17 protein-coding genes and 8 pseudogenes are annotated in these 23,979 nt (G+C 65.6%); 8 read left to right on the forward strand and 17 right to left on the reverse strand.

The genetic code is table 11. From position 1 onward, the window contains the following. Nucleotides 1-19 precede the first annotated feature (19 nt). From hemC to EBI04_RS10095, 3 genes and pseudogenes are all read left to right on the forward strand, one after another. Nucleotides 20-924: pseudogene (gene hemC, locus EBI04_RS10085) on the forward strand (hydroxymethylbilane synthase). Nucleotides 925-966: 42 nt separating this feature from the next. Continuing rightward, complete coding sequence (gene perR, locus EBI04_RS10090) at nt 967-1,362, forward strand: manganese-dependent transcriptional regulator PerR (RefSeq protein ID WP_135257352.1); 396 nt, start codon at nt 967-969, stop codon at nt 1,360-1,362. Beyond that, nucleotides 1,363-2,604, forward strand: a complete 1,242-nt coding sequence (locus EBI04_RS10095; RefSeq protein ID WP_135257353.1) for a bifunctional folylpolyglutamate synthase/dihydrofolate synthase — start codon at nt 1,363-1,365, stop codon at nt 2,602-2,604. A gap of 79 nt (nt 2,605-2,683) precedes the next feature. Here EBI04_RS10095 and EBI04_RS10100 read toward each other — a convergent pair whose 3' ends face one another. The 9 genes and pseudogenes from EBI04_RS10100 to EBI04_RS10135 form a co-directional block, all read right to left on the reverse strand. Further along, the gene (locus tag EBI04_RS10100; protein WP_135257354.1) at nt 2,684-3,814 is read right to left on the reverse strand and encodes an aminotransferase class I/II-fold pyridoxal phosphate-dependent enzyme; all 1,131 of its coding nucleotides are present in this window, start codon (nt 3,812-3,814) and stop codon (nt 2,684-2,686) included. Beyond that, nucleotides 3,807-4,300, reverse strand: a pseudogene (locus EBI04_RS10105) (MogA/MoaB family molybdenum cofactor biosynthesis protein). Before EBI04_RS10105 ends, EBI04_RS10100 begins: the two are co-directional and overlap by 8 nt. 3 nt (nt 4,301-4,303) lie before the next feature. Then, a pseudogene (locus EBI04_RS10110) lies at nt 4,304-5,352 on the reverse strand (M28 family metallopeptidase). Further along, a complete protein-coding gene (locus tag EBI04_RS10115) occupies nt 5,349-6,170 on the reverse strand; it encodes a carbohydrate ABC transporter permease (RefSeq protein ID WP_135257355.1) in 822 nt (273 codons plus the stop codon). The pseudogene EBI04_RS10110 and the gene EBI04_RS10115 overlap by 4 nt, the downstream one beginning before the upstream one ends. Further along, on the reverse strand, nt 6,167-7,057 hold the full coding sequence (locus EBI04_RS10120) for a carbohydrate ABC transporter permease (RefSeq protein ID WP_135257356.1): 891 nt from the start codon (nt 7,055-7,057) through the stop codon (nt 6,167-6,169). Before EBI04_RS10120 ends, EBI04_RS10115 begins: the two co-directional genes overlap by 4 nt. Nucleotide 7,058: 1 nt before the next feature. Beyond that, a complete protein-coding gene (locus EBI04_RS10125; RefSeq protein ID WP_135257357.1) occupies nt 7,059-8,294 on the reverse strand; it encodes a sugar ABC transporter substrate-binding protein in 1,236 nt (411 codons plus the stop codon). A gap of 49 nt (nt 8,295-8,343) precedes the next feature. After that, entirely contained in the window at nt 8,344-8,775 is a 432-nt protein-coding gene (locus EBI04_RS10130) for a hypothetical protein (RefSeq protein ID WP_240695283.1), read from the reverse strand. Between the two features lie 24 nt (nt 8,776-8,799). Continuing rightward, a pseudogene (locus EBI04_RS14005) lies at nt 8,800-8,952 on the reverse strand (hypothetical protein); the annotation flags it as partial. Nucleotides 8,953-10,029: 1,077 nt separating this feature from the next. Next, complete coding sequence (locus tag EBI04_RS10135; RefSeq protein WP_135257359.1) at nt 10,030-10,458, reverse strand: recombinase family protein; 429 nt, start codon at nt 10,456-10,458, stop codon at nt 10,030-10,032. Between the two features lie 116 nt (nt 10,459-10,574). Between EBI04_RS10135 and EBI04_RS10140 the strand changes: the two genes are divergently transcribed. Further along, the gene (locus EBI04_RS10140) at nt 10,575-11,165 is read left to right on the forward strand and encodes a GNAT family N-acetyltransferase (protein WP_135257360.1); all 591 of its coding nucleotides are present in this window, start codon (nt 10,575-10,577) and stop codon (nt 11,163-11,165) included. Next, a complete protein-coding gene (locus EBI04_RS10145) occupies nt 11,131-12,330 on the forward strand; it encodes an SLC13 family permease (RefSeq protein WP_135257361.1) in 1,200 nt (399 codons plus the stop codon). The genes EBI04_RS10140 and EBI04_RS10145 overlap by 35 nt, the downstream gene beginning before the upstream one ends. On the opposite strand, the pseudogene EBI04_RS10150 reads toward EBI04_RS10145, so the two are convergent. The 5 genes and pseudogenes from EBI04_RS10150 to EBI04_RS10170 all read right to left on the reverse strand — a co-directional run bounded on the left by EBI04_RS10150 (nt 12,322) and on the right by EBI04_RS10170 (nt 18,854). Next, a pseudogene (locus tag EBI04_RS10150) lies at nt 12,322-13,625 on the reverse strand (amidase). The gene EBI04_RS10145 and the pseudogene EBI04_RS10150 overlap by 9 nt on opposite strands. After that, entirely contained in the window at nt 13,606-14,835 is a 1,230-nt protein-coding gene (thiI, locus tag EBI04_RS10155; RefSeq protein ID WP_135257937.1) for a tRNA uracil 4-sulfurtransferase ThiI, read from the reverse strand. Before thiI ends, EBI04_RS10150 begins: the two are co-directional and overlap by 20 nt. Before the next feature lie 2 nt (nt 14,836-14,837). Next, complete coding sequence (locus EBI04_RS10160) at nt 14,838-15,266, reverse strand: NUDIX hydrolase (protein WP_135257362.1); 429 nt, start codon at nt 15,264-15,266, stop codon at nt 14,838-14,840. 36 nt (nt 15,267-15,302) lie between these two features. After that, nucleotides 15,303-17,311 (reverse strand): annotated as a pseudogene (locus tag EBI04_RS10165) (molybdopterin-containing oxidoreductase family protein). 4 nt (nt 17,312-17,315) lie between these two features. Continuing rightward, the gene (locus EBI04_RS10170) at nt 17,316-18,854 is read right to left on the reverse strand and encodes a carboxylesterase/lipase family protein (RefSeq protein WP_135257363.1); all 1,539 of its coding nucleotides are present in this window, start codon (nt 18,852-18,854) and stop codon (nt 17,316-17,318) included. A 56-nt stretch (nt 18,855-18,910) separates the two neighbouring features. Between EBI04_RS10170 and rnhB the strand changes: the two genes are divergently transcribed. The 3 genes from rnhB to EBI04_RS10185 all read left to right on the forward strand — a co-directional run bounded on the left by rnhB (nt 18,911) and on the right by EBI04_RS10185 (nt 21,185). Next, nucleotides 18,911-19,519, forward strand: coding sequence for a ribonuclease HII (gene rnhB / locus EBI04_RS10175; protein ID WP_135257364.1), 609 nt, complete (start codon nt 18,911-18,913; stop codon nt 19,517-19,519). Nucleotides 19,520-19,554: 35 nt separating this feature from the next. After that, a complete protein-coding gene (locus EBI04_RS10180) occupies nt 19,555-20,025 on the forward strand; it encodes a DUF4384 domain-containing protein (protein ID WP_135257938.1) in 471 nt (156 codons plus the stop codon). Nucleotides 20,026-20,105: 80 nt separating this feature from the next. Beyond that, nucleotides 20,106-21,185, forward strand: coding sequence for a TRAP transporter substrate-binding protein (locus EBI04_RS10185; RefSeq protein ID WP_135257365.1), 1,080 nt, complete (start codon nt 20,106-20,108; stop codon nt 21,183-21,185). Nucleotides 21,186-21,234: 49 nt separating this feature from the next. On the opposite strand, the pseudogene EBI04_RS13310 reads toward EBI04_RS10185, so the two are convergent. From EBI04_RS13310 to EBI04_RS13590, 3 genes and pseudogenes are all read right to left on the reverse strand, one after another. Then, nucleotides 21,235-22,718: pseudogene (locus EBI04_RS13310) on the reverse strand (TRAP transporter large permease). Next, on the reverse strand, nt 22,718-23,257 hold the full coding sequence (locus EBI04_RS10200; RefSeq protein ID WP_135257367.1) for a TRAP transporter small permease subunit: 540 nt from the start codon (nt 23,255-23,257) through the stop codon (nt 22,718-22,720). The pseudogene EBI04_RS13310 and the gene EBI04_RS10200 overlap by 1 nt, the downstream one beginning before the upstream one ends. Nucleotides 23,258-23,337: 80 nt before the next feature. Continuing rightward, nucleotides 23,338-23,811: pseudogene (locus EBI04_RS13590) on the reverse strand (IS5/IS1182 family transposase); the annotation flags it as partial. Nucleotides 23,812-23,979 lie beyond the last annotated feature (168 nt).

A 23,979-nucleotide genomic window follows, 5' to 3' on the forward strand; every position in this document is an offset into this window, starting at 1 on the left:
TCGTGTAGTATGGGAAAGTATGCGCGTCATCGTGGTGGGAACCCGGGGCAGCGCCTTGGCCCTGGCCCAGACCCGCTTTGTGGTGGAGCGTCTTAAGGAAAGCTGGCCCGAGGCGGAGTTCAAGGTGAAGACCATTAAGACCCGGGGGACCAGGGGGCGAACCCCATGGAGCAGGCCATCTTCGTTAAAGAGCTTCAGGAGGCGCTTCTTTCCCGGGAAATCGACATCGCCGTGCACTCCCTGAAGGACCTCCCCACGGAGGAACCCCCGGGGCTCAAGATCGCCGCCATACCCCGCAGGCAGGACCCCCGGGATGCCTTCTTGGGTAAGGTGTACAAGCGCCTCGAGGACCTTCCCGAAGGCGCCGTGGTGGGAACGAGCTCCATAAGGCGCAGGGCCCAGCTTTTGGCCCTCCGTCCGGACCTGGTGGTGAAGGACCTGAGGGGCAACGTGGACACCCGGCTGGCTGCCTTGGGGAATGGGGAGTACGACGGGATCATCCTGGCGGCGGCGGGACTCATCCGGCTGGATCTGCGCAACCGCATCGACCAGTTCCTGGAGCCCGAGGTGATGCTCCCTGCCCCCGGCCAGGGGGCTTTGGCCCTGGAGGTGCGCCAGGGGGATGACCTGGCGGAGGAGCTCTGCTATGCCCTTCACCACCACCCTTCCCACGACCGGGTGCGGGCGGAACGGGCCTTTTTGAAGGGCCTTGGGGCCGGGTGCCTGGCCCCGGTGGGGGCCTTGGCCCAGGTGGAGGAGGACGGCACCCTTCTCCTCGAGGGGATGGTCCTCACCCCCGACGGCAGGAGCTTTATCCGGGCGGAGATCGAGGGCGACGCCTCCGAGGCGGAGGAGCTGGGGTTGGAGCTGGCCCAGGACGTGTTGGAACAGGGAGGGCGGGAGATCCTTGCCCAAACCCGATAGGTTTGCTGGAGTTTTCCCCCGGCCTGGGGTATAGTAGGGGAGATGGCGCTTAAGCGCTTGACCCGCCAGCGCAAGGCTGTTTTGGAGGTGGTGAAGAGGGCCCACAACCACCCCGACGCCGCCTGGATCTACCAGGAGGTGCGCAAGGTGGTGCCCAAGGTGAGCCTGGGGACCATCTACCGCACCCTCGAGGCCCTGGTGGAGGAGGGCTACCTCATCCCCATCACCAAGGCGGGGGAGGCCACCCGCTACGATGCCAACCTCCACCCCCACCTGCACTTGGTCTGCCGGGGGTGCGGGGCCATCGTGGACCTGGAGGTGGCCCTTCCCGACCTCCTCACCCCGGTTCAGGAGGCCTACCCCCACCTGGAGGTACGGGAGGTGGAGGTCACCTACAAGGGCCTCTGCCCCACCTGCAAGGCAGCCCTTAAGGGGTAGATGGAACCTTTGGCCTGGCTTTACGCCCGACAGGGCCAGGTAAAGCCGGGGTTGGAGCGCATCCGGGCCCTCCTTGCCCGTTTGGGCAACCCCCAGGAGGCCTACCCCGTGGCCCTCATCGGGGGGACCAACGGCAAGGGCACCACAGCCCGGGCCCTGGCGGCGGTCCTGGGGGAGGCGGGTCTGAAGGTAGGGCTTTACACCAGCCCCCACCTGGTGGACTTCCGAGAGAGGGTCGCCATCCAGGGTAGGCCCATAGGGCAAGAGACGCTTTGTGTCCTTTTGGAGGAGATCCGCCCCCAGGCGGAGGCCCTTGGGGCCAGTTTCTTTGAGGTGGCCACCGCCCTCGCCCTCCTCCACTTTGCCCGGGAGGGAGTGGGGTTTGCGGTCCTCGAGGTGGGCCTGGGGGGGCGTTTTGACGCCACCAACGCCACGGAGCCCCAGCTTTCCGTGGTGACCAACATCGGCCACGACCACCTAGAGGTCCTGGGCCCCACCCTAAGGGATGTGGCCCGGGAGAAGGCGGGGATCTTCCGCAAGGGGGTGCCGGCCCTCACCGCCGCCCGGGGGGAGGGCCTGGAGGAGCTCCGGGCCCAAGCGGGCCGCCTGGGGGCTCCCCTTTGGGTCCTGGGGGAGGCCTTCGCCCTCGCCGGGCTGGAGATGGGGCCTTCGGGCCTCGCCTTCCGCCTCCGGCTTGGGGGGGAGGAGCGGGTCTTCCACACCCGCCTCCTGGGTCCACACCAGGCGGAGAACCTGGTCCTGGCGGCGGTGGGAGGGAGGCTCCTTAGGGCCCCCTGGGAGGCGGTGGAAAGAGCCCTCCTCCGGGTGGAACATCCGGGCAGGCTGGAGCGGCTTCCCTGGCTTAGGGGGAAGGAGCTCCTGTTGGACGGGGCCCATAACCCAGAAGGGGCCTGGGCCCTAAGGGAAGCCCTCCACCGCCACGGGCTTCTGCCTGCCGCCCTGGTCCTCGCCTTCAGCCGGGAGAAGGACCACGCCGCCATGGCCGAGGCCCTTAGGGGCCTCGGTCCCGTGGTTCTTACCCGCTACGCCTCTCCCAGAAGCCAGGACCCCAGGGCCCTCCTCCCCCTCTTTCCCGGGGCCTCGGTGGAGGAGGAGCCCCTGAAGGCCCTGGAGCGGGCCTTTACCCTAGCGGATCGGGTGGTGGTGGCGGGGAGCCTCTACCTGGTGGGGGAGGTGAAGCGGGGCCTTTTGGGATTGCCTCCGGAGGAGCGTTGGCAGTAGCGCCGCCTCACCCGAGCTTGGGTAGGGGGTTTGGCCCGTGCCCGTTGCAACTGAAGGGTGAGCCCTGGCGGAAGGGGCATCAGTCCAGGGCTTCCTTGAGGATGCGGGCCGCTTCCCTGAGTTCCCCCAGGGGGCGCACCAGGGCGATGCGCACGAAGCCCTGGCCTCCGAGCCCAAACCCTCGGCCTGGGGCCACGGCCACGCCCCGCTCCACCAGGCTTAGGGCGAACTCCAGGTCGTCCACCCCCTGGGGCAGGCGACCCCAGAGGTACATGGTGGCCCTGGGGGGGAGGAGCTCGAGGGCCCCCTCCAGGGCCTCGGCCATCCCCAGGGCCCGTTCCCGGTACACTTGGGCGAAGCCCAGGGTCACCTCCCTCGAGGTCTTCAGGGCCGCCACCCCCATGCGCAGGATGCCTGCGTACTGGTTGAAGTCGATGACCCCCTTGACCCGCTCCAGCCGCGCCATGGCCTCCTCGTTCCCCAGGGCGAAGCCCAGGCGGAAGCCCGCCAGGTTGTAGCTCTTGGAGAGAGAGAAGAGCTCCACCACCCGCTCCTTCCCTCCAGGAAGGGCCAGGGGGGAAGGAGCCTCCCCCTCATAGACCTGGTCCACGTAGGGGTTGTCGTGGACCAGCCATAGGCCGTGCCTTTGGGCCAGGCCCAAGGCCTCCTCGAAGTAGCCCCAGTCCGCCACCGCCCCCGTGGGGTTGTTGGGGTAGTTGAGGAGGAGGACCTTGGCTTCCCGCCAGGTGGCTTCCGGCACCTGGGAGAGATCCGCCAGGCCATCCTCCCGCAAGGGGATGAGGTGGGTCCTTAAGGAAGCCACCCGGGCGGCACCGAAATAGCTGGGGTAGGCCACCTCGGGCAGGAGGAGGAGGTCATGGGGCTCGGTGAGGGCCAGGAGGAGGTGGGCCAGACCCTCCTGGCTGCCGATGAGGGCCAGGGCCTCCCGCCTGGGGTCCCAGCGCACCCCATAGCGGCCCTCGTACCAGCGGGAGGCCTCCTCCAGAAAGGGCAGGGTGCAGCTTTTCAGGCAGTAGCCGTAGGTGCTGGGGTCGGAAAGGGCTTCCCGCAGGGCTTTTAGAGGTTCTTCCGGGGGTTGGAGGTCGGTGGAGCCGATGGAGAGGTCGATGAGGCGGACTCCCTTCTCCCGGGCTTTCCGCTTGGCCTCGTCCACCACCAGGAAGACGGAGGCCTCCGGCACCCTACTCATGGTGCCCCTCCCGCCAGGCCTTGCCGGTGAGGAGGCTCAGGGCGTGGGGGAGCACGGGGAGCACCGCCTCCAAGGATTCCCTCGCCCCCTTGGGGCTTCCCGGGAGGTTCAGGATGAGGCTTTTCCCCCGCACCCCCGCCACGCCCCGGGACAGGGCGGCCATGGGGGTTTTCTCCAGGCCCTTAAGGCGCATGAGCTCGGGAAGGCCCGGCACTTCCCGTTCCAAAAGCTCCCGGGTGGCCTCGGGGGTCCGGTCCCTGGGGCTTAGCCCCGTGCCCCCGTTGGTGAGGATGAGGTCCAGCCCCTCCCGGTCGGCCCAGAGCCGCAGCACTTTCTTGATCATGGGGGGCTCGTCGGGGACGACCTCGTAGGCCGCCACCTCGAAGGGCCCCCCTTTAAGGCCTCGCGGATGGCCAGGTGGGTGGTGTCCTCCCGTTCCCCCCTCGAGCCCTTATCGGATACGGTCAGGATGCCCACGCGGAACATTTGTCAAGAGCTTACTCCGTGGAAGACCCTTTGCAAAAGGGCGCGGGTATAGCGCAGGGTGTCCTTAAGGGCCTCTGGGTCCAGACGGGCAAAGGTATCCGTGGGCCAGTGCCAGTCTGGGGGCACCCCCTGTTCCAGCCGGATCAGGGAAAGGCAGGGAAAGCCCCTTTGCGCCAGGGGTAAGGTGTCAAAGTAGGCCAGGCGGTAGCGGAGGGGGCGGGCTCCCGGAGTTTCCCGGGCCGCCTCCAAAAGCGTCCCCCGGTAGGGGAAGTAAAAGAGCATCCCCTCCCCTTCCGCATAGAAAAGCTCCCCCCGGCCCACGTTGTCCAGGTTGAGGACCAGGGCGCCGGGGGGAAGATGCGGGACCAGGGCCTTGGCCCCCAGGGCCCCCACCTCCTCGCACCCTGTGAGGGCCAGGCCGAACCGCCAGCCCTCTGGGGGCTCGGTTTCCAGGAAGAGGGCCGTGGCCACGGCCACCCCGCTTCCGTTGTCGTTGCCCCCTTCCACGTAAGGAGCCCTTAGCTCCCGGTGGAGGAGGAGGGTGGCCTGGACCAGGAAGTAGAGGCCTATGGGCCACCTGAGGGGGTGAGGGCGAGAAGAGGGGACAGGAAGGCGAGGAGGGCGTTCAAGAGGAAGCTTTCCCGGAAGCGGCGAACCCTTTTGGGGTGGTAAAGGAAGAAGGTCTTGGCGGTGTCCACGTGGGCCATAAGCAGAAGGGCCTTTTCCCCTTGCCCCTTCCAGGCGAGGAGGTTTTGCGAGGGATGCCGGTCCAGAAAGAAGCCCCAAGGCCTAAACCCGTTGAAGTAAAGGAAAAAGGCCAAGGCCCCCAGAAGGGGTGGCCAAGGGGAAAGGAGAGCTAGGGCAAGGAGGAGGCTGATGCCGAGAAGTTCCCACCCGTAGCTTCTGACCCCCTGGAAAGGAAGGGTTCGGACTCGGTGGCCCCGCTCTTCCAAAAAGGTACGCAAGCGGCGGAAGGCCTCGGCCTCGAGGGCCGTGGCGCTTCCCCGATGGGGCAGGCGGAGGAGATCTAGAACTTCCCGGAGCTCCCTCATCCTTTCACCCCCGTGAGGACTACCCCCTCGATGATCTGCCGCTGGAAGAAGAAGAACACCAGGAGCACGGGGAGCACCGCCAGGCTCGAGGCCGCCATGATCAGGTTCCAGGCGGTGCCCGCTTCCCCGGAGAAAAGGGCGATGCCCACGGGAAGGGTGCGCATCTCCGGGGTTTGAACCACGATGAGGGGCCATAGAAAGGCGTTCCAGTTGCCCAGGAAGGTGAAGATCCCTAAGGCGGCCAGGGCCGGGCGCACCAGGGGCAGGCCAATCCGCCAAAACACGCCGAACTCGGAAAGCCCATCCATCCTTCCGGCGTCGAACAGGTCCTGGGGCAGGGTTTCGAAGAACTGCCGCATGAGGAAGACCCCGAAGGCGGTGATGAGACCGGGAAAGAGGAGCCCCCAGTAGGTGTTGATCCAGCCCTTCTCCGCGCTCATCACGTACCAGGGGATGACCAGCATCTCCGTGGGGACCATCAAGGTGGAGAGGATAAGGATAAAGACCAGGTTCTTCCCGGGAAATCGGAGCCGGGCCAGGGTGTAACCTGCGAGGCTATCGAAGAACAGCACGGAAAGGGTGGTGAGGGAGGCCACCAGGAGGCTGTTTCCAAACCAGCGCATAAACCCTGTTTCCCCAAGGACCGCCCGGTAGTTCTCTAGGGTGGGCTCCCGGGGAAGGAATCTGAGCTCGAAGAGTTCGGGGAAGGGCTTGAAGGAGGTGAGCACCATCCAGAGGAAGGGGAGGACCATGACGCTGCCGCCCAAGAAGAGGAAAAGGAGAACCAGAAAACCCGTAAGGCGGTTTTTCGCCTTCATAGCTCCACCCTCCGGGTGAGGAGCTTAAGCTGGACCAGGGTGATCAGGAGGATGAGGGCAAAGAGGAGGACGGTGACCGTTGCGGCATACCCTAGCTGGAAGCGCAAGAAGGCCAGCTGGTAGATGTAAAGGGCCAGGGTTAGGGTACTGTTCAAAGGTCCCCCTTGGTCGGTAAAGTTCAGGTTCACCACCTGGGTGAAAAGCTGCAGGTAGCCGATGGTGCCGATGACCACGGAGAAGACCAGAACCGGGTTCAATAGGGGCCAGGTGATGTGGCGGAAAAGCCGCCATCCCTCTGCGCCATCTATGCGGGCAGCCTCGTAGTACTGCCGGGGGATGCTTTCCAAACCCGCCAGGAAGAGGACCACCTGGAAGCCCAGGTTCTGCCACACCACCACCCAGGTCACGGTGGGTAGGGCCTGGCTGGGGCTTTGCAAAAAGGGCTGCGGGGGGATTCCCAGAAGGGCCAGAAGCTCGTTGACCAGCCCGAAGTGCGGGGAAAGCATCCAGCTCCACACCCAGGCCACGGCCACCGCCGGGGTCACGTAGGGGGCAAAGTAGATGGCCCGGAAGAAGTCGCGGCCAAAGGGTACCCGCTGGAGAAGCAAGGCGATGACGAGGCCCAAGGCAATCTGGCTTGGGATTCCCAGAAGAGTATAGAGGAGGGTGTTGAAAAGAGCCCGGCGGAGAACGGGGTCCGTGAGGAGCCGGGCGTAGTGTTCGAGGCCCACAAAGCGCCTCTGGGAGGGGTCTGCGTGCCACTCGTATAGGGAAAGCCAAAGGGCCTGGAAGGTGGGAAGGATGCGGAAGTAGAGGAAAAAAGCCAGGGGAATTGCCAAAAACACAAAGGCCCATAGGGCTTCCCGCCGGGCCAGGGTAAGCCGCACCCTACCTCCAGAACTGATCCAGAATCTTCTGCTCCTCCTCCGCGGCCAGCCTCAGGGACTGGGCGGGGTCCGTGCCCTGGAGCAGGACCCGGTTGATGGCGTCCACCATCACCTTGCGCTGGGCGGCTTCGTCCACAAAGGGGGTGGCCTTGGCGTAGGCCAGGCTCAGCACGAAGGGGCCGTAGATGGGGTGTAAGGAGAGCTTGGGATCCCTGATCAGATTTTTGCTGGCGGGAAGCTCCCCCACTTTTTCCAACCAGTAGCGCTGGGTTTCCTCGGAGGTGATGAAGGCAAGAAACCGGAGCGCAGCTTCCCGCTTGGGCCCGGTGGCCAATGGGGTGAGGCCGTGCATCCAGAAGGAGCCGAAGTTGGCCTTCCGTCCCCCTGGTCGCTCTAGGGGTAGCTCTGCCACTCCCCAGTTGAAACGGGCCCCTTGCTGGATGGTGCCGATGGCGAAGGATCCGTCGATGATCATGGCGATCCTGCCTGCGATGAACCCATCGCGATAGCCGTTGTTACCGGGGAAGAAGCCAGGGACCCCGATCTCGTGTTTGCGTACCCAGTCGGTGTAGAAGCTCAGGGCCTTAAGCCCGGCCTCTCCCTGATAGAGGACCCGTTTTCCATCGTCGGAGTAGGGCCTGCCCCCGAACTGGCGCACCAGGACTTCCCGGACCAAGTGGTGATCCTGCCCGTCCGGGGCGATGCCGTAGCCGATCTGGGTGAAGCGCCCTCCCTGTTTAACGGTTAGCTTTTGACCTACGGCGATGAACTCCTCCCAGGTCTTGGGGGGGCCGGCAATCCCCGCTTGACGGAAAAGGTCCTTGTTGTAGAAAAGGGCCAGGCTTCGCACCGCGGTGGGAACCCCGTAGAGCTTTCCCCCCACCTTGGCGGCCTGGGCCATGGCCACGAAATCTTGGTCCAGGCGCCGGGTCCAGTCCTCCGGCAAGGGCACCAGATACCCCGCCTTGACCCAGGTAGGGGCCCAGCCGTAGTAGAGGTTTACCACATCCGGCCCCTGTCCCGCAGGTATGGCGGCAGCTACCTTTTGCTGGAAGGCATCGTAGGGGAAAGTTTGATGCACCACCTTGATGCCGGGGTTTTGGGCCTCAAAGCGGCGGATGAGCTCGTTGATGGCCTCGACCTTGCTGCGGAACTCGTACTGCCAGTAGGTGATGGTGACGCCTTGGGCCAAGGCTAAGGGTAAAAGAACGGCGCAAAAAGCCAATAACCTTTTCATTTTAAGCCCCCCTTCGCCGCCATTATACCGTTGTCTTTCGCATTGTCACCTATTGCAGTGCCCGATGCCGCCCGTCCCCAACGGTGAAGGACGGGACTCCCGTCCCTGGGAATGTCCCCCAGGGAGAGGCCAGGGGGCGCATGCCCATCCCTCCCGGGGATCGGCCGCCCTCGGGCCGCCCAGCCCCCCGCTTGCGCGGGCGGTGTGAGGTGGTCGCCCAAAGAGCCCGCTTGGTCTCCTTGAGCCACTTCAGGGTCTCCTCCCGCCCCATGCGTTTCCTCACGGGTCGCCAGGGGCAGGCCAGGTAGCCCTCCCTCGTCTGCACCACGGGGGCCTCGGGAAGCCTCTCCCGCCCCCCCAAGAGCCCCCGCCGGGCAATGGCCAAGGCCGCCGCCTCATGCACGGAGAGCCCGTAGCGGGCCCCGTACTTGGCCCAGCCCACCACGCTAGTCCAGGCAGGATGCACCAGGATCACCCCCACCCCCTCCTTCCGGGCCCGGGCGGTGAGGGCTGCGTGCAGGGTGCGGTAGGCGAAGCCGGAGAGGAGGCGGGCCAGCTCCGGGGGGAGATCCCGTAGCTCCCTTTGGCGCTTTCCCAGGTCCAGGTGTTCCAGCACCAGGGGCTTCCCCAAGGCCCTGGCCCAGGCCACGGCTTCCATGGCCGCGTGGCGGATGAGGTCTTTGGCCTGGCCCCTCGTCTTCCCCCCCAAGGGGCAGGGGGATCACCCGGTGGGCCAGGGGGTTGCCGTGGGGGTCGGTCTCCACCAGGGCCAGGCGGTCGGGGTTGAGATCCACCCCCACCGCCCCCTGTTTGCGGTCCGTCACCAGGGGGGCGTCGGGCACCTCCAGGGTCACGTGGAGGTACCAGCCCTTCTCCCGCCGCAGGAAGCGGTAGTGGAGGGCGGGGGCCAGTAGCCCCCCTTTCCTCTTTCCCCTCCGTTTTCTGCCCCTTTCCAGCTCGTGCAGGCGCAGGGCCTCCCGCAGGTGGGCCTCCCCGTGGGGGAAGCGGAGCCCCCGGAGGTGGAGGTGGGCTTCCCCCCTTTCCCGGGCCAGGGCCTCGGGCAGGCGGAGCCTGAGGGAGAAGGTGCCGTCCCCCTCCTCCCGCAACTGGGCCGTCTGGTTGCCCGCGGTCTCCTCCGCGGAGCCCAGGAGGAAGAACTGGGAGGCCCGGGCCCTCCGCCAGTCCGCAAGCCAGGCCTCGTGGGAGGGGTAGCCGTGGGCCGGGAGGCGGTACTGGGCCAGGAAGCGCCTCCGCCCACCGAAGCAAAGGCGCACCCTCCCCGAGGCCTCCTCCCTCTCCAGCTTCCGCAAGCGGTTCCTGAGGAGGTCCAGGCGGCGCCTCTTGCCCACAAGCCGTCCCCTCAGGGCCTTCCGCCGTTTGGGGGAGGTGGCCTTGGCCAGCCTGGCCTCCGTCTCCCGGAGGGCCTCTTCCGTCCCAGCGATGGCCGCCCGCAGGCGGAGCATCTGGTAGGCCCGCCCCTCTCGGGCCGCCTCCACCTTCCCCTCCAGGGAAACCCGCACCCCGTTGAACTGCCGGGCGGTGAGGCCAAAGCGGGCCATGATCGTCCCCTTGGGGTCGTATCCCCTCCCCTCGTCCTTGGCCGCCAGGGGGAGCCTCCCCCCCTGGGAGAGGGCCAGGAGGGCCCGCTCCGCCCGGCTCATGAGGTCGGCGTACCGGGAAAGCAGGGCCTCCTCCTCCGCGGTAAGCCCCTTCAGGCGGGTGTGGAAGGTGAGGGTCATTCCAGCACCTCCAACCTCCGGCCGCAACCCTGCAGGGCAGCTTCCAGGAGAGGCCAGGCGAAGGCGGTGAGGGCTTCCTTGCGCAAGACCACGATGCGCGCCACATCCGGGTCCCGCAGAAGGGCAAGGAGCTTTCCCCGCCTGCGGCTTGCGCTCCCCACCTCCGCCACCACCTGGTAGTCCCCCAGGCCCTGGGCCTTGGCCCAGGCCAGAAGGCGCTCCACCTGGCGCTCCAGGTCCGCCTTTTGGTGGGGGCCCGAGACGCGGGTGTAGAGGACCGTCCTCCCCTGAGCCCGGGGCTCCTCCACCAGGATGGTGCCCGAGGGAAGCTGGCGGGCGGGGACGGGGAGCTTGCCCGCCTTGAACCAGCGCCAGGCGGTGAGGTAGCTCACCCCCTGCTTGCGGGCCCAGTCGGAGAGCTTCATGGCTGAAATGGACGATAACAAAATAAGCAATAGCTGTCAACCCCAGGTCGCATCGCCCAAGCCCTTGGCTTGCGGCTGGTACGGGAGCGAAAGGGATTTTCTCCCATAATGGAGGCATGTGGTCCTTTCCCCAGAGCCTCGAGGGCCGGCATGTCCGCCTGGAACCCCTAGCCCTCTCCCACCTTCCGGGCTTCCAAGCCCAGTTCGATCCCGAGATCTACCGTCACATGAGCCATAGGGTAAGGGGGTCGGAGGACCTAAGGGCTCACCTCGAGGTCCTTCTTTCCGAGCCTGGCCGGGTTAACTGGGCCATTTTCCTAAAAGGGGAGCTGGCCGGGCGGATCTCCGTCATTGCCCCGGATCCGCAAAACTGCAAGCTGGAGATCGGCACCCTCATCTTCAAACCCTTCTGGGGAAGTCCCGCCAACAAGGAGGCCAAGTACCTCCTCCTGCGCCACGCCTTCGAGGTGCTCCTCGCGGAAAGGGTGCAGTTTAAGGTGGACCCCTTAAACCTGCGAAGCCAAAGGGCCTTGGAGTCCTTGGGGGCGGTACGGGAAGGGGTCTTGAGGCGTAACCGCTTTCTCTCGGATGGCCGTTTCCGCGACGACGTGGTCTACAGCATCCTGCGGGAAGAGTGGCCTCTTGTGAAGGCCCGGCTGGAGGAGAAACTGTATGGAGCTTTCCCAGGAGATACGGGAAGGGCTTAGCCTCCTGGTACTCCTCCTCACCTACCTGGGCCTGGCCCTGGGGGGGCTTCCCGGCTACCGCATGGACCGGGCGGGGGTGGCCCTGGTGGGGGCGAGCTTTCTGGTGCTCCTCGGGGTCTTGGACCTCCGGGAGGCCTGGCGGGCCCTGGACGCCCAAACCCTCACCTTCCTCTTCGGCATCATGGTCCTGAACGCCCATCTGGGCTATGCGGGCTTCTTTGGCCTGGCGGTGGAGAGGCTTTTGGGTTTGGCCAGGACTCCCTTGGCCCTTCTCCTCCTTCTTACCTTTGGAAGCGGGTTCCTTTCCGCCCTTTTCCTGAACGACACCATGGCCCTCCTCCTTACCCCCTTGGTCCTCTCCCTAACCCGGAGCCTGGGCCTGAACCCCGTGCCCTACCTCCTTGCCCTCATGGCGGCGGTGAACACGGGAAGCCTCATGACCCCCACGGGGAACCCCCAGAACATCGTGGTGGCGAGCCTATCCGGCATCTCCTACCTGGGGTTTGTTTCGGCCCTCTGGCCCATGGCCCTGCTGGGCCTGGGGCTCCAGGTGGTTCTCCTGGCCCTCCTCTACCCCGAGGTACGCTCCTTAAAGCTCCTTCCCCCCATTCCCCCCTTGCGCTACCGCCTGCACGGGCCCCTGCTCCGCAAGGGGCTTTGGGTGGCCTTTGGGCTTTTCCTAGCCTTCCTCCTGGGCTACCCCATGGCCCAGGGAGCCTTGGTGGCCGCAGGCATCCTCCTCTTCACCCGCCGCCTACGTTCCGAGCGCTACTTCTTGCGGGTGGACTGGGAGCTACTGGTGATGTTCGCCGCCCTCTTCATGGTCACCGAGGGGGTACGAAGGCTGGGCCTGGCGGAGTTTCTTGTTCCCTTGGCCACCACGCCTTTAGGGCTTCTTCTGGCCGCCACCCTCCTTTCCCTTCTCATCTCCAATGTGCCTGCGGTGTTGCTCCTGGCTCCCCTGGTGCAGGAGCCCAGGGACTGGCTTCTGCTGGCTGGGGGAAGCACCCTGGCGGGGAACCTGACCCTCCTGGCCAGCGTGGCCAACCTCATCGTGGCCGAGGGGGCGGGGAGGGAGGGGATCAAGGTGGGCCTTCTGGAGCACCTTCGCTTCGGCCTGCCCTTGACCCTGCTCGGCTTGGCCCTGCTTTACGCCCTACTTTAGCCGGGCCTCGAGCCACCCCCCGATGGCCAGGACCCGTCCGTCCTCGGCGTGGGGGCCCACCACTTGAAGCCCCACGGGCATCCCCTCCACCCGGGCAAAGGGCAGGGTGAGGGTGGGTACCCCCAGGAGGCTGAAGGGCAGGGTGAGGGTGATGAAGGCTTCCCGGTGGCTCCTCCTGCCCGACTCCAGCTCCACCTCCTCCGTGCCCAAGGGGGGGCAGGAAGGGGCTGGGCGGGGAGGAGGAGGGCGTCCACCCCCCTTAAGGCCTTCACCAACTGGAGGCGCAGGGCCTCCCTTTCCGCCACCGCATCCCGGTAGTCCTTCTCCGTAAGGGAAAGCCCGGCCATAAGGGCCTCCCGCACCTGGGGAGAGAAGCCTTCCGGATGTTCCCTTAAGGCTTTTTCATGGATGCGGGCTGCCTCGTAGCGCACCAGACGGGTGTAGACCTCGTAGACCCCGGGTAGGGGTAAGGATACCTCCCTTACCTCGGCCCTCAAGGAGGGGAGTTCCTCTAGAAGCCTCTGGAAGGCCCTGCGCACCTCCACCCCCAGACGGCCCTCGAAGAAGTCCAGGGGCACGCCGAAGGTGGGGTTTTGCGGGCCCTCTAAGGGGATGCTTTCCCCGGCCAGGATCTCCGTGAGAAAGTGGGCGTCCCGCACCGTCTTGGCGATGGGCCCCGCATGGTCGGTGGAGCGGGAGAGGGGCAAGGCACCTTCCAGGCTCACCCGGCCGTAGGAGGGCTTGAAGCCCACCACCCCGTTGAAGGCGGCAGGGATGCGGATGGACCCTCCTGTGTCCGAGCCCAAGGAGGCGAGGCCGATGCCCAGGGCCACGGCCACGGCGCTGCCGCTGCTAGAACCCCCGGCTTGGCGGCTCGGGTCGATGGCGTTCCGCACCGGGCCTGTCCAGGGGTTTTCCCCGGTGATGCCCAGGGCCACCTCGTGCATGTTGGTTTTGGCGAAGAGGAGGGCTCCGGCTTCCCTAAGGCGCCTTACCGCCTGGGCCTCCTCGGGAAGGGGAGGGAGGGGGGCCCGGGTTCCCGCCCGGGTGGGCATGCCCTTGACCGGGAAGAGGTCCTTTACCGTGAGGGGGATGCCGTGTAGGGGGCCGCGGATGTACCCCTGCCTTAGCTCCTCCGTAAGCCGCTTGGCTTCCTCCTTGGCTCCCTCCTCGTCCAGGTAGGCCAAGGCGTTGCGGTCCTGGAAAGCCCGGGCCCTTTCCAAGGCTTCCTCCAAAAGGGCCAAGGGAGTGGTTTCGCCCCTTTCCAGGAGGGCTTTAGCCGTCAAGAGGTCCATGCTTCATTATAGGGGCCTTCTCCTGAGCCTCTGGTAGGGGTTTTCGCCCCGGCCAGGCGTAGCGCACCACCTCCCGGCCCTCGAGGGCCAAGGCGATGAGCCTTTCCGTATCCAAACGGCTTTCCGTTTCCAAGGCCACGGAAAGCCGGGCCCGGGTCACGGGGTGCTTAGGGGCGAAGAGGGTGCAGCACTCCTCGTCGGGAAGGATGGAGATGGGGTAGGTACCGATGCGCTCCGCCTCCGCCTTGATCTCCACCTTGTCAAAGCCGATCAAGGGCCGGAAGACGGGAAGGGTGGCCGCCTGGTTGACCACATGGAGGTTCTCCAGGGTCTGCGAGGCCACCTGGCCCAGGCTGTCCCCGGTGGCCAAGGCCAGGGCCCCTTCCTCCTTGGCGATGGCCTCGGCGATGCGGAGCATGTAGCGGCGGTAGAGGACCACCCGGTAGGCCTTGGGGGCCTCGAGGATGATCTGCCGCTGCACCTCGCTGAAGGGCACCAGGTGGAGGGTCAGGCGGTGCTGGAAGCGCACCAGGCGCTCGGCGATGGCCTTGGCCTTTTCCCGGCTCTGGCCCGAGAGAAGGGGGAAGGGGTGGAAGTGCACCAGGACCACCTCCGCCCCCCGGCGCATGAGGCGGTAGGCGGCCACGGGGGAGTCAATCCCCCCGGAAAGGAGGGCCACCACCCTTCCGGAAACCCCGGGGGGAAGCCCTCCCGGTCCCGGGTGGCGCTCCACCTCCAAAAGGGCGGCTTGGGGCAGGATGCGCACCACCAACTCCCTTTCCGCCCCCTTGAGCTGTACCCTGGCCCCCGTCTTCTCCTTCACGAAGGCCCCAAGGAGGCGCTCGATCTCGGGAGAGGTGAGGGGAAAGGTCTTGTCGGAGCGCTTGGCGGTGATGCGGAAGCTTGGAAAGTGTTGCCCCGCAAGGGCTTCTTCCAGGGCGGCCTCGAGGGCCTTGAGATCCGGGGGAGTGCGCAGGACCCGGGCAAAGCCCTCTACCCCCAGGGTGTCCTTCAGGCGTTCCTTGGCTTCGGGCCAGGTTTCCTGGGGCAGGCGGAAGAGGAGGGCCATGGGCCACTCTGCCTCCAGCCTGGCCGCCGTACCCCTAAGGGCCTCCTTTACATGGGCCTTGGCCTTCCTGAGGAAAAAGGGGCGGTTTTTCCCTTTCAGGGCCAGCTCGTGGAACAGGTTGACCAGAACCAGGGTTTCCATGGTCACGGGCATAGACCCTTCACCGCCAGGTAAAGGCGGCTGCATAAAGAGCCTTGCCGGGCAGCTTCCTTAAGCTCCTCGGGCCGGCCATAGCGGTAGGCCCGGTAGTAGGTCTTGCCGGGCTGGGGCTCGGGAAGCTCAGGCCTGGCGAGGAGCCTGGCCTCCACCACCCAAAGCTTTAGGGTGTACGTGGTCCGCTCCTCCACCCCGAAGGCCACGGGCCTGAGGACCTCCACCTTGGCTCCCAGCTTCTCCCGGCCGACCCTTAGGGCTCCCTCCTCCAGGCTTTCCCCTTCCCCAAGGCTCACCGCCGGCAGACCCCAGGCCCCGCCGAACTCGGGGTCCTCCTCGGGCCGCTTCACCAAGAGAAGCCCTTCCTCGCTCCAGGCGGCCAGGGCCACCGCGCGCTTAAGGGGCTTGGCCGTTTGCACCCAACCAGCCTAGCAAAACCCTAGCCCAGGCGCAAATCAGGCCAGGCGGAGGGGTTCCACCTCCACCGGGGTGCTGTGGAAGGTGCTTCCGCCCCCTAAGTCGGTGAGGGTTTCCGCGGTGAGATGGTTGATGCCCTTGCCGTCCGGGGCCCATTTTTCCCACCAGGTGCCCTCGAGGACCACCGTCCCCGGCATGGGGGCCTCGGTCACCTTGGCCTTGCGCACCACCCTGCCTTGGGGGGAGTGGATGTAGACCAGCATGCCCTCGGCGATCCCCCGCTCCTCGGCGTCCTTGGGGTGGATGAGAAGCCTGGGCTCGCCCCCTTCCGCCTCCACCAGGGCCTCCACGTTCCCGTAGGTGGTGTTCAGGAAGCGGTGGGCCGGGGGGGTGAGGAGGATCAGGGGGTAGTCCGGCAGGGGCTCGGTGGGGATGACCTCAGGGGGTGGGCTAAAGCGCACCGGGCCTTGGGCGAAGGGCAGAAAGGGCTTGGGAAGGTTGAGCTTCACAAACCCCTCCTCCTTAAGCCTTTCCAGGTTGATGCCCGCAAGGTAGGGGTAATCCACATCCAGGAGGCTTTCTGCCACCTCTTCCGCGGTCCAGTAGAGGGTGGGCTCCTTTAGGCCAAGCCTCCTCCCCAGTTCCCGGAAGACCCAGGTGTTGGGCCTGGCCTCCCCTTCGGGCTCGGTTAGGGGTTCGTTCCAGGCCAGGTAGTAGTGGCCGTAGCTGGTGTAAAGGTCGGGGTGCTCGTAAAAGAGGGTGGCGGGAAGGAGGTAGTCCGCGTAGCGGGCGGTTTCCGTCAGGATCTGCTCCAGGACCACGGTGAGGAGGTTCTCCCGCAAAAAGCCCTCCTTCACCCTTCCCGTATCCGGGGCTACCACCAGGGGGTTGGAGTTGAAGACGAAGAGGACCCGGATGGGGGGGTCCAGGCGGGTGAGGGCGCTGGCCAGCTGGTTCATGTTGATCCGGCGTACCCTGGGGTTGGGACGGAAGTAGCCCTCATGGGGGTGGAATCCTTCCAGAAGATGTCTTCCCCCCAAGAAGCGCTTGTTGAGGGGGAAGGCCCCGCTGGTGGAAAGGAGCGCCCCGCACCCCGGGTGGCGCCAGGCCCCCAGGAGGGCAGGGAGGAGGATGACCGCCCTAAGGGCGTTCCCTCCGCCCGGGTGGCGGGTCATGCCGTAGCCCACCCGGAGGAAGACCCGTTTGGCCTCCCCCAGCTCCCGGGCCAGCCGCTCTATGGCCTCCTTGGGCACCCCGGTGAGGGCCTCGGCCCTTTCTGGGGGCCACTTCCGGGCCTCCTCCTGGAAGGCTTCCAACCCCGTGGCGGCCTCCTCGAGGTATTCCCAGTCCACCAGGTTTTCGCGGAAAAGCACGTGGGCCAGGGCGTAGGCCAAGGCGGCGTCGGTGCCGGGGCGAAGCTTGAGGTGCTCGTCGGCGAATCGGCTGGTGGGGTTCTCGTAGGGGTCGATGTGGACCACCTTGGCCCCCCGCCTTCTCGCTTCCTTAAGAAAGGGGGTGAGGTGGCTGTTGGTGGAGAGGCTGTTGATGCCCCAAAGGAGGATGTAACGGGCCTCGGGCACCTCCTCCGGGTCGGGGCCGAGCCTGGGACCATAGGTCATTTCCCAGGCGGCGCTTCCCGCGCTGGAGCAGATGGTTTCCTCTAGCTCGCTCGCCCCTATGGCCCGGAAGAAGGCCAGGGGATGCTGGTTTTCCACAAGGCCCATGGTGCCCGCATAGTGGTAGGGGAGGATGGCCTCCCCCCGTGGGTGTCCAGGATGGCCTTAAGCTTTTCGGCGATTTCCTCCAGGGCCTCCTCCCAGGAGATCCTTTCAAAGCGGCCTTCTCCCTTTTTCCCCACCCGGCGCATGGGGTAAAGGAGGCGTTCCCTTACCCTTTCCGGGTAGCGGTAGGTTTTGGCGCAGGCGAAGCCTTGGGTGACCGGGTGGCGGGGATCCCCCTCCACCCGGGAGAGCCTCCCCTCTTCAAGGGTGAGCAGGAGGCTACAGGCGTCGGGGCAGTCCAGGGGGCAGGTGGCGCGGGCCTTCATGCCCCTATAGTAGCCCCAGGGCCTCGAGGGCACCGCATCGTTCCCCGTAAGGGTCCGGCATGAGCCCCGGTGGCTCGTCCAGGCGGAGGAGGTAGCCTTCCTTGTAGGTGGGCCAGCGAGGCCAGCCCCGGGGCTCCCCCTCCCGGGCGAAGCTCACCCAGTAACGGCGCATGCGCTTGCCCAGGGCCTCGGCCCTTTCCCGGGCCTCGGCGCTGAGGAAAAGCGGAAGAAAAGGCATTTCCTCGAAGTTTCCGAAAAGGGGGGCGAGCTCCAGGCCGTGGAAGGCCCCAAGTCCCTCCCAGCCTGGGATCCGGAAGGTGAGGAGGTAGGCGTAGGTGGGGGCGAAAGGAGCCTGGAGCCTGGCGGCCTTTAGGGAGGGGCAGAGGAGCTGGAGGTCCGTCTGGGCCTCCCCCCAGGCCTTTCGGGGGTCGGAAAAACGCTTTTGGTAGACCTTTGTTAAAGCCTCCCGCTTCTTTGGGGGAATGCCCTGGGCGGCCAGCCTTCCGCTAAACTCCTCCCAGGTCCCGGGTCCCAGGAGCCAGGCCAGGCCGGGAAAGGTAAGCTCCTCGAGGTTGGCCCCCACCAGGAGGGGAATACCCTGGGCTTTTCCTTGACCCAAGGTTTGCAAGGGACTATCCGGAAGCAAGGCCCCCAGGTGGGGCTTGAAGGGGGAGTTGGGAAAGCCTAGGGTGGAGGCGGTGATGTCGGGAGGGGTTTTGGGCTCTGGGGAAGGAAAGAGGCGGGATAGGGGAAGGTGCCTGAGGCAGGCCAGGTCCTCCGGGGAGCAGCCCAGGTTCTTGGCCCACCGTTCCCCGAAGGGGAAGTCCTTCTCCAAGGGGCGTACCTGGTGGCACCCTCCCGACTGGAGGATGGCCCTATGGAAAAGCCCCTGGGCCTCCGGGGTGGCGAGAAGGGTGCAGACCAGCATGCCCCCGGCGGATTCCCCGAAGAGGGTAACGTTTTGAGGGTTGCCGCCGAAGTAGCGAATATACCGTTGCACAAAGCGGAGGGCCTCTACCAGATCCAAAAGCCCATAGTTCCCCACCGCTTTGGGATCCTCCTTGGCCAGGGCAGGTAGGGCCAAGAACCCCAGGGGGCCCAGGCGGTAGTTCACGGAAACCACTACCACCCCTTCCTGGGCCAGCCGGTGTCCCGCATAGATGGGCTCGGCGGCGCTTCCCGAGGTGAAGCCTCCCCCGTGCAGGAAGACCATTACGGGGAAGCCTCCTGGGGGTGGGGGCCTGAGGGGGAGGAAGAGGTTTAGGACCAGGCAGTCTTCTCTTTGCGGGGGGATGTATTCTCCCAGGCGGGCCGTGGTCCCAGGGGTTTGGGGGCAGGCCACCCTTTCCTTTCCTACCCCTGGGGGCCAGGCGGCCACGGGCCTAGGGGCTTGGAAGCGCCCGGCCTCCCCGTAGGGGAGGCCATAGAAGGCGATAGCCCCCCGCTCGAGCCTTCCCTCCGCCTCACCCAAAGGGGTCTGGACGAAAAGCCCCTCAGCTGCAGCCAAACCGCTAAGGAGGAGCGCCAAAAGCCAGCCCGACATACCTAGATTCATTCTAGGGCCATCCCCTGGGTTCCGCCTAGGGCATAATCCAGGGTGTGGACGCGCCCTGGGAGGAAGCCTTCTGGCGGGCGGGCCTAAAGGTGGCCGGTGTGGACGAGGCCGGCCGGGGAGCCTGGGCGGGTCCCATCGTGGTGGGGGCGGTGATCCTGCCTCCTGGGCGCTACCCTTTCCGGGATTCCAAGCTCTTAAGACCTAAGGAGCGCGAGCGCCTGGCGGAAGAGGTGCGGCGGGTGGCCCTGGCCCATGCCCTGGGGGTGGCGGAGGTAGGGGAGGTGGATCGGCTGGGGGTTTTGAAGGCCACGCTTTTGGCGGCGCAAAGGGCCTTGGGCCTTCTGGATCCACCCCCTGAGGCCCTGGTCACCGACTACCTCCAGGTGACCACTTCCTTGCCCCTCCTTGCCCCTTCCAAGGCGGACCAGCATAGCCCCAGCGTGGCCGCGGCCAGTATCCTGGCCAAGGTGCACCGGGACCGGCTTATGGTGGAGTTGGATTGCCTTTACCCAGGCTACGGTTTTGCCCGGCACAAGGGTTACGGTACTCCTGAGCACCAAGAGGCTCTCCTGGCCCTAGGGCCTTCCCCCGTGCACCGCAGGCGCTTTGCCCCGGTGGCCCAGGCTCCCTTAAGGTTTTCTGAAGAGGGGTAGTCCCATTCAGGACTAAACTGAGGGTGGAGGTGGCCATGCGGGTTTGGGGGCTTTTAATGGCGGGGCTTCTTTCTGCCTGCACCCTGACCCTTGAAGGGGTCACGGTGCGTTATCGCTTGGACTTCTCCCCTGCCATCCTGCGCTTTGAACCAGACCGGGGAGCGGGGGCCACGTACTACGTGGGGGAGGAGGTACGCTTCCTCCTCACCCTGGCCGAGCCTGGTTGGATTAGCCTGGTGGCCATAGACCCCGATGGGCGCACCTATGAGTTCGACCGCTTCTACCTGGGCCGGGGTACCCACGTGCTGCCTCCAGGGGCCTACCGCTATACCCTCACGCCTCCAAGGGGGCTCCAGCGGGTACGGGCCATCTACACGGATAGCCAGCCTGGAAGCCTGCGCCTGGAAGGGATATACACGGACTGGGATGCCCGGCTCAGGGTCTACCTGGATGCCTCGGGAGCCCGCCGGTACCAGGTGGTGGAGACGTACTTCTACGTGCGCTGACCGCATGAACTTGCAAGGGGGCTTGCGCTTTCTACCCCCAGGTGGGGTATAATCCCCCCGGACCGCTAAGGAGGTCGACAATGAAGCGGCGTGACTTCTTAAAGAAGGCAGGTATCGGCGTAGCGGCCAGCGCAGCTTTTGGCCCAGTGTTCGCCCAGGCCCAGCCCAGCGTAAGGTGGCGGCTGGCTTCTAGCTTCCCCAAGAGCCTGGACACCATCTATGGGGCAGCGGAGGTGTTGGCGGAGCGGGTTTCCGCCCTCACCGGCGGCCGCTTCCAGATCCGCCCCTATCAGGCGGGGGAGATCGTGCCGGGCCTCCAGGTGATGGACGCCGTGCAACAGGGCACGGTGGAGATGGGTCACACCGCCAGCTACTACTTCGTGGGCAAGGCCCAGGTCCTGGCCTACGACTGCGCGGTTCCCTTCGGTCTCACCGCCCGGCAGCAAAACGCCTGGATGTACTACGGGGGCGGCATTGAGCTCTTCCGTCCCATCTTTGCCGACTTCGGCATCATCCAGTTCCCCGGGGGAAACACCGGGGCGCAGATGGGGGGCTGGTTCCGTAAGGAGATCAAGGGCCTGGCGGACCTCAAGGGCCTGAAGATGCGCATCCCCGGTCCAGGCGGCCAGGTGATGAGCCGCCTGGGGGTGGTGCCCCAGGTGCTGGCGGGGGGCGACATCTACCCCGCGCTGGAGCGCGGCACCATCGATGCCACCGAATGGGTGGGTCCTTACGACGATGAGAAGCTGGGCTTTTACAAGGTGGCCAAGTACTACTACTACCCTGGTTGGTGGGAGCCGGGTCCCCAGCTTACCTTCTACATCAACCTGAAGGAGTGGCAGAAGCTGCCCAAGGAGTACCAGCAGGCCCTCGAGGTGGCGGCGGCCGAGGCCAACCTGACCATGTTGGCCAAGTACGACAAACTGAACCCCGAGGCCCTTCAGCGCCTTATCAAAGCGGGTGTGCGGCTCCGGAAGTGGTCCGCGGAGATCATGAAGGCGGCCCAGAAGGCAACCTTTGACTGGTACGAGGAGGAGGCGGCCAAGGACGCCACCTACCGCAAGGTCTACACCGCATGGAAGAAGTTCCGCGAGGAGCAGTACCGCTGGTTCGGGGTGGCGGAGCTGGGCTACGAGTCCTTCGCCTTCCCTGCCCTCTAAGAAACGCTGGGGGCGAGGGGCCAAGCCCGGCCCCTCGTCCCATTTTCCGCTAGTACCCGCTACCCAAAGCCCAGAGGACGATTGCGGGGAACGTCAAAAGAAGTCCTACCATCAGTAGCTGGATGAGGATGAAGGGCACGGCTCCCCAGTAGATATCCACGGTCTTGACCGAGGGTGGGGCCACGCTCCGTAGGTAGAAGAGGGCGAAACCGAAGGGGGGGTGCATGAAGGAGGTCTGCAGGTTTACGCCCAGCAGGACCCCGAAGTACACAAGGTTGATGTCCATGGCCTTCACTGCCGGGGCCAGGAGGGGCAGGATGATGAAGGCGATCTCAAAGTAGTCCAGGAAGAAGGCCAGGAAGAAGACGAACAGGTTGATGAGAATCAAAAACCCGATCTGGCCGCCGGGGAGGTTGGACAGGAGGTGCTCCACCCAGAGGTCCCCGTCGACCCCGTAGAACACCAGGCTGAAGATGCGGGAGCCCACCAGGATGAAGACCACAAAGCTGGTGAGCTTGGCGGTTTCCCGCATGGCCTGGACCAGTACCTCCCGCGTCAGCCTGCGGCGGAGGAAGGCCAGGAGCAAGGCGCCCACCGCGCCCATGGCCCCGCCCTCCGTGGGCGTGGCTACTCCCAGGAAGACCGTGCCCAACACCAGGAAGATGAGGACCAAAGGCGGGATCATCACCCGCAGAACCCGGGCGAAGAGGGGGTTACGAGCGTAGAGATAGACGCTGATGCCCACCGCAAGGAGCAAGAGAAAAGATCTAAGAAGGCGGTGTTGTGAACACCCAGAATCCCCAGGCCCCAAGGAACGAGGGCTAGGATCACGTAGCTGAGGAGCCCCAGGAGTGCCCCGCGCTCATGCCCCGCAAAGGGCCGGGCTTCCGGGGGCAGGGCGGGGGCTACCTGGGGCCGGAGAAGCGTGGTCAGGACAATGTAGGTAACGTAGAGGCCTGTGAGGATGAAGCCCGGAACGAAGGCAGCCCGGTACATGTCCCCCACGGAAACTCCCAATTGGTCGGCCATGACGATGAGGACCAGGCTGGGGGGGATGATCTGGGCCAGGGTCCCGCTGGCGGCGATGACCCCGGTGGCTAGCCGCGGAGAGTAGCCGTAGCGCAGCATGATGGGCAAGGAGATGAGGCCCATGGCTATGACGCTAGCGGCCACGATGCCCGTGGTGGCGGCCAAGAGAGCCCCTACCAGGACGACCGCGTAAGCGAGGCCTCCTCTTAGGGAGCCGAAGAGCTGGCCGATGGTGTCCAGCAAGTCCTCCGCTAGGCCGCTCCTCTCCAGGACCAGCCCCATGAAGGTGAAGAAGGGGACCGCAAGGAGGAGCTGGTTCTGCATGGTATCAAAGATGCGTAGGGGAATGTTTTGGAGAAGGCCCAGGCTTAGGTGTCCGTACTGCATCCCCAAGAAGGCGAAGCCAAGCCCCACCGCTCCTAGAGAGAAGGCCACAGGGTACCCCAGAAGGAGGACCACCACCAAAGCCACGAACATCAAGGGGGCCATCCACTCGAAGGGCATCAGGCCACCTCCTCCGCCTTCTCTTCCTCAAGCTGGAGCTTGCCAGCCAAAGTCAGGCCGCGCTTGATTAGCTCGGAAATCCCTTGAAGACCTAAAAGAACGAAGCCAACCAGCAGTGCTACCTTAATGGGCCAGCGGGGAAGCCCGCCTGCATCGGGGGACCATTCCCGAATGCGCACCGATTCGGCCACGATGGGCCAGGCAAGCCATAAGGTCAACACGACCATGGGTAGGAGAAACAGCAGGGTGCCCAGAAAGTCTATCCAGAGCCGGGTCCGAGGGGAGAAACGGGCATAGAGGACGTCCACCCGTACATGGCCGTTGTGCTTTAAGGTCCACCCCGCTCCCCAAAGGAAGATGAGGCTGAATAGGTACCACTGGGCCTCGAGGTAGGCGTTGGAACTGTAACGAAAGATGTACCTCATCAGGGCGTTGGCCGCCGAGAGCAAGGTGACGGCTAAGACCAGCCATACCACCAGGGTCCCTACCCTCTCGTTCAAGGCATCTATGAACCTGGATATCGCCAGAAGAACCCGCATAGGCGCTTCCTCCTCCTGGGTGCAAGCCCGCTGCATCTTAATTCGTGGGCGGATAAAGTGTCAATTGCAATCGGGCTTGCCTAATAAATCGCCTTGTACCCCCCCTGAGGGGGAAGCAGGGTGAGCAAAATCCGCAGGCCATAGGCGAGGAACTCCATAAAGGCCCGCCACATGGCCGCAAGAGGCTTCCTTTGGCAAATAACCCCTCCGCAAACGCCCCAAACACTCCCTCCACCACCCCTCGCCTCCGGTACACCTCCCCGTCCCACCTCGCCGCTACCCCCCACACCTCCCTCCCGTCAAAGCCCACGTCCCCCAAAAGCACCCCTCCCCGCGGCCTAAACCGCAAAAGCGCCCCCGCCCTAAGCCTCGGGTCAGGGGCATACGCCCACCCCACCCCGCCCCCCCAGGGGGCCAAAAGCTTCTGCCCCCTGCGCCAACGCAGCACCGTATCCTCCCTGCGATAGGCCAAACCCGTGCTGTCCATCAGGAAAAGGGGGGCTTGCCTTCCTCTTGGGGAAGCCGGGCTTCCACCTCCCACACCCGCCGTTCCAACAGCGCCCGCAGCACCCCTTCCGGGTGTTTCTGGGCGTAGGCGGCTAGGGCCTGGTGGGAGGGGAAGGGGGCCTGCAGGAGGTCCTGTAGGTGGGCCTCTGTGGCCCGGTAGGTGGGGCCCGGAAGAGGAGCAGGGCCAGGTACAGGCAGAGTTCCAGGGCTTCCTT

Origin of the sequence: Thermus caldilimi (genome assembly GCF_004684245.1) — a bacterium.
In the GTDB taxonomy this organism is placed as follows: domain Bacteria; phylum Deinococcota; class Deinococci; order Deinococcales; family Thermaceae; genus Thermus; species Thermus caldilimi.

What these genes read in the sequence shown, in the direction of transcription:
- perR (WP_135257352.1), top strand. Translation starts at nt 967, where the DNA reads ATGGCGCTTAAGCGCTTGACCCGCCAGCGCAAGGCTGTTTTGGAGGTG.
- EBI04_RS10185 (WP_135257365.1), top strand. Translation starts at nt 20,106, where the DNA reads ATGAAGCGGCGTGACTTCTTAAAGAAGGCAGGTATCGGCGTAGCGGCC.
- EBI04_RS10115 (WP_135257355.1), bottom strand. Translation starts at nt 6,170, where the DNA reads ATGAAGGCGAAAAACCGCCTTACGGGTTTTCTGGTTCTCCTTTTCCTC.
- EBI04_RS10095 (WP_135257353.1), top strand. Translation starts at nt 1,363, where the DNA reads ATGGAACCTTTGGCCTGGCTTTACGCCCGACAGGGCCAGGTAAAGCCG.
- EBI04_RS10135 (WP_135257359.1), bottom strand. Translation starts at nt 10,458, where the DNA reads ATGAAGCTCTCCGACTGGGCCCGCAAGCAGGGGGTGAGCTACCTCACC.
- EBI04_RS10140 (WP_135257360.1), top strand. Translation starts at nt 10,575, where the DNA reads ATGTGGTCCTTTCCCCAGAGCCTCGAGGGCCGGCATGTCCGCCTGGAA.
- EBI04_RS10125 (WP_135257357.1), bottom strand. Translation starts at nt 8,294, where the DNA reads ATGAAAAGGTTATTGGCTTTTTGCGCCGTTCTTTTACCCTTAGCCTTG.
- thiI (WP_135257937.1), bottom strand. Translation starts at nt 14,835, where the DNA reads ATGGAAACCCTGGTTCTGGTCAACCTGTTCCACGAGCTGGCCCTGAAA.
- EBI04_RS10180 (WP_135257938.1), top strand. Translation starts at nt 19,555, where the DNA reads ATGCGGGTTTGGGGGCTTTTAATGGCGGGGCTTCTTTCTGCCTGCACC.
- EBI04_RS10200 (WP_135257367.1), bottom strand. Translation starts at nt 23,257, where the DNA reads ATGCGGGTTCTTCTGGCGATATCCAGGTTCATAGATGCCTTGAACGAG.
- EBI04_RS10170 (WP_135257363.1), bottom strand. Translation starts at nt 18,854, where the DNA reads ATGTCGGGCTGGCTTTTGGCGCTCCTCCTTAGCGGTTTGGCTGCAGCT.
- EBI04_RS10100 (WP_135257354.1), bottom strand. Translation starts at nt 3,814, where the DNA reads ATGAGTAGGGTGCCGGAGGCCTCCGTCTTCCTGGTGGTGGACGAGGCC.
- EBI04_RS10145 (WP_135257361.1), top strand. Translation starts at nt 11,131, where the DNA reads ATGGAGCTTTCCCAGGAGATACGGGAAGGGCTTAGCCTCCTGGTACTC.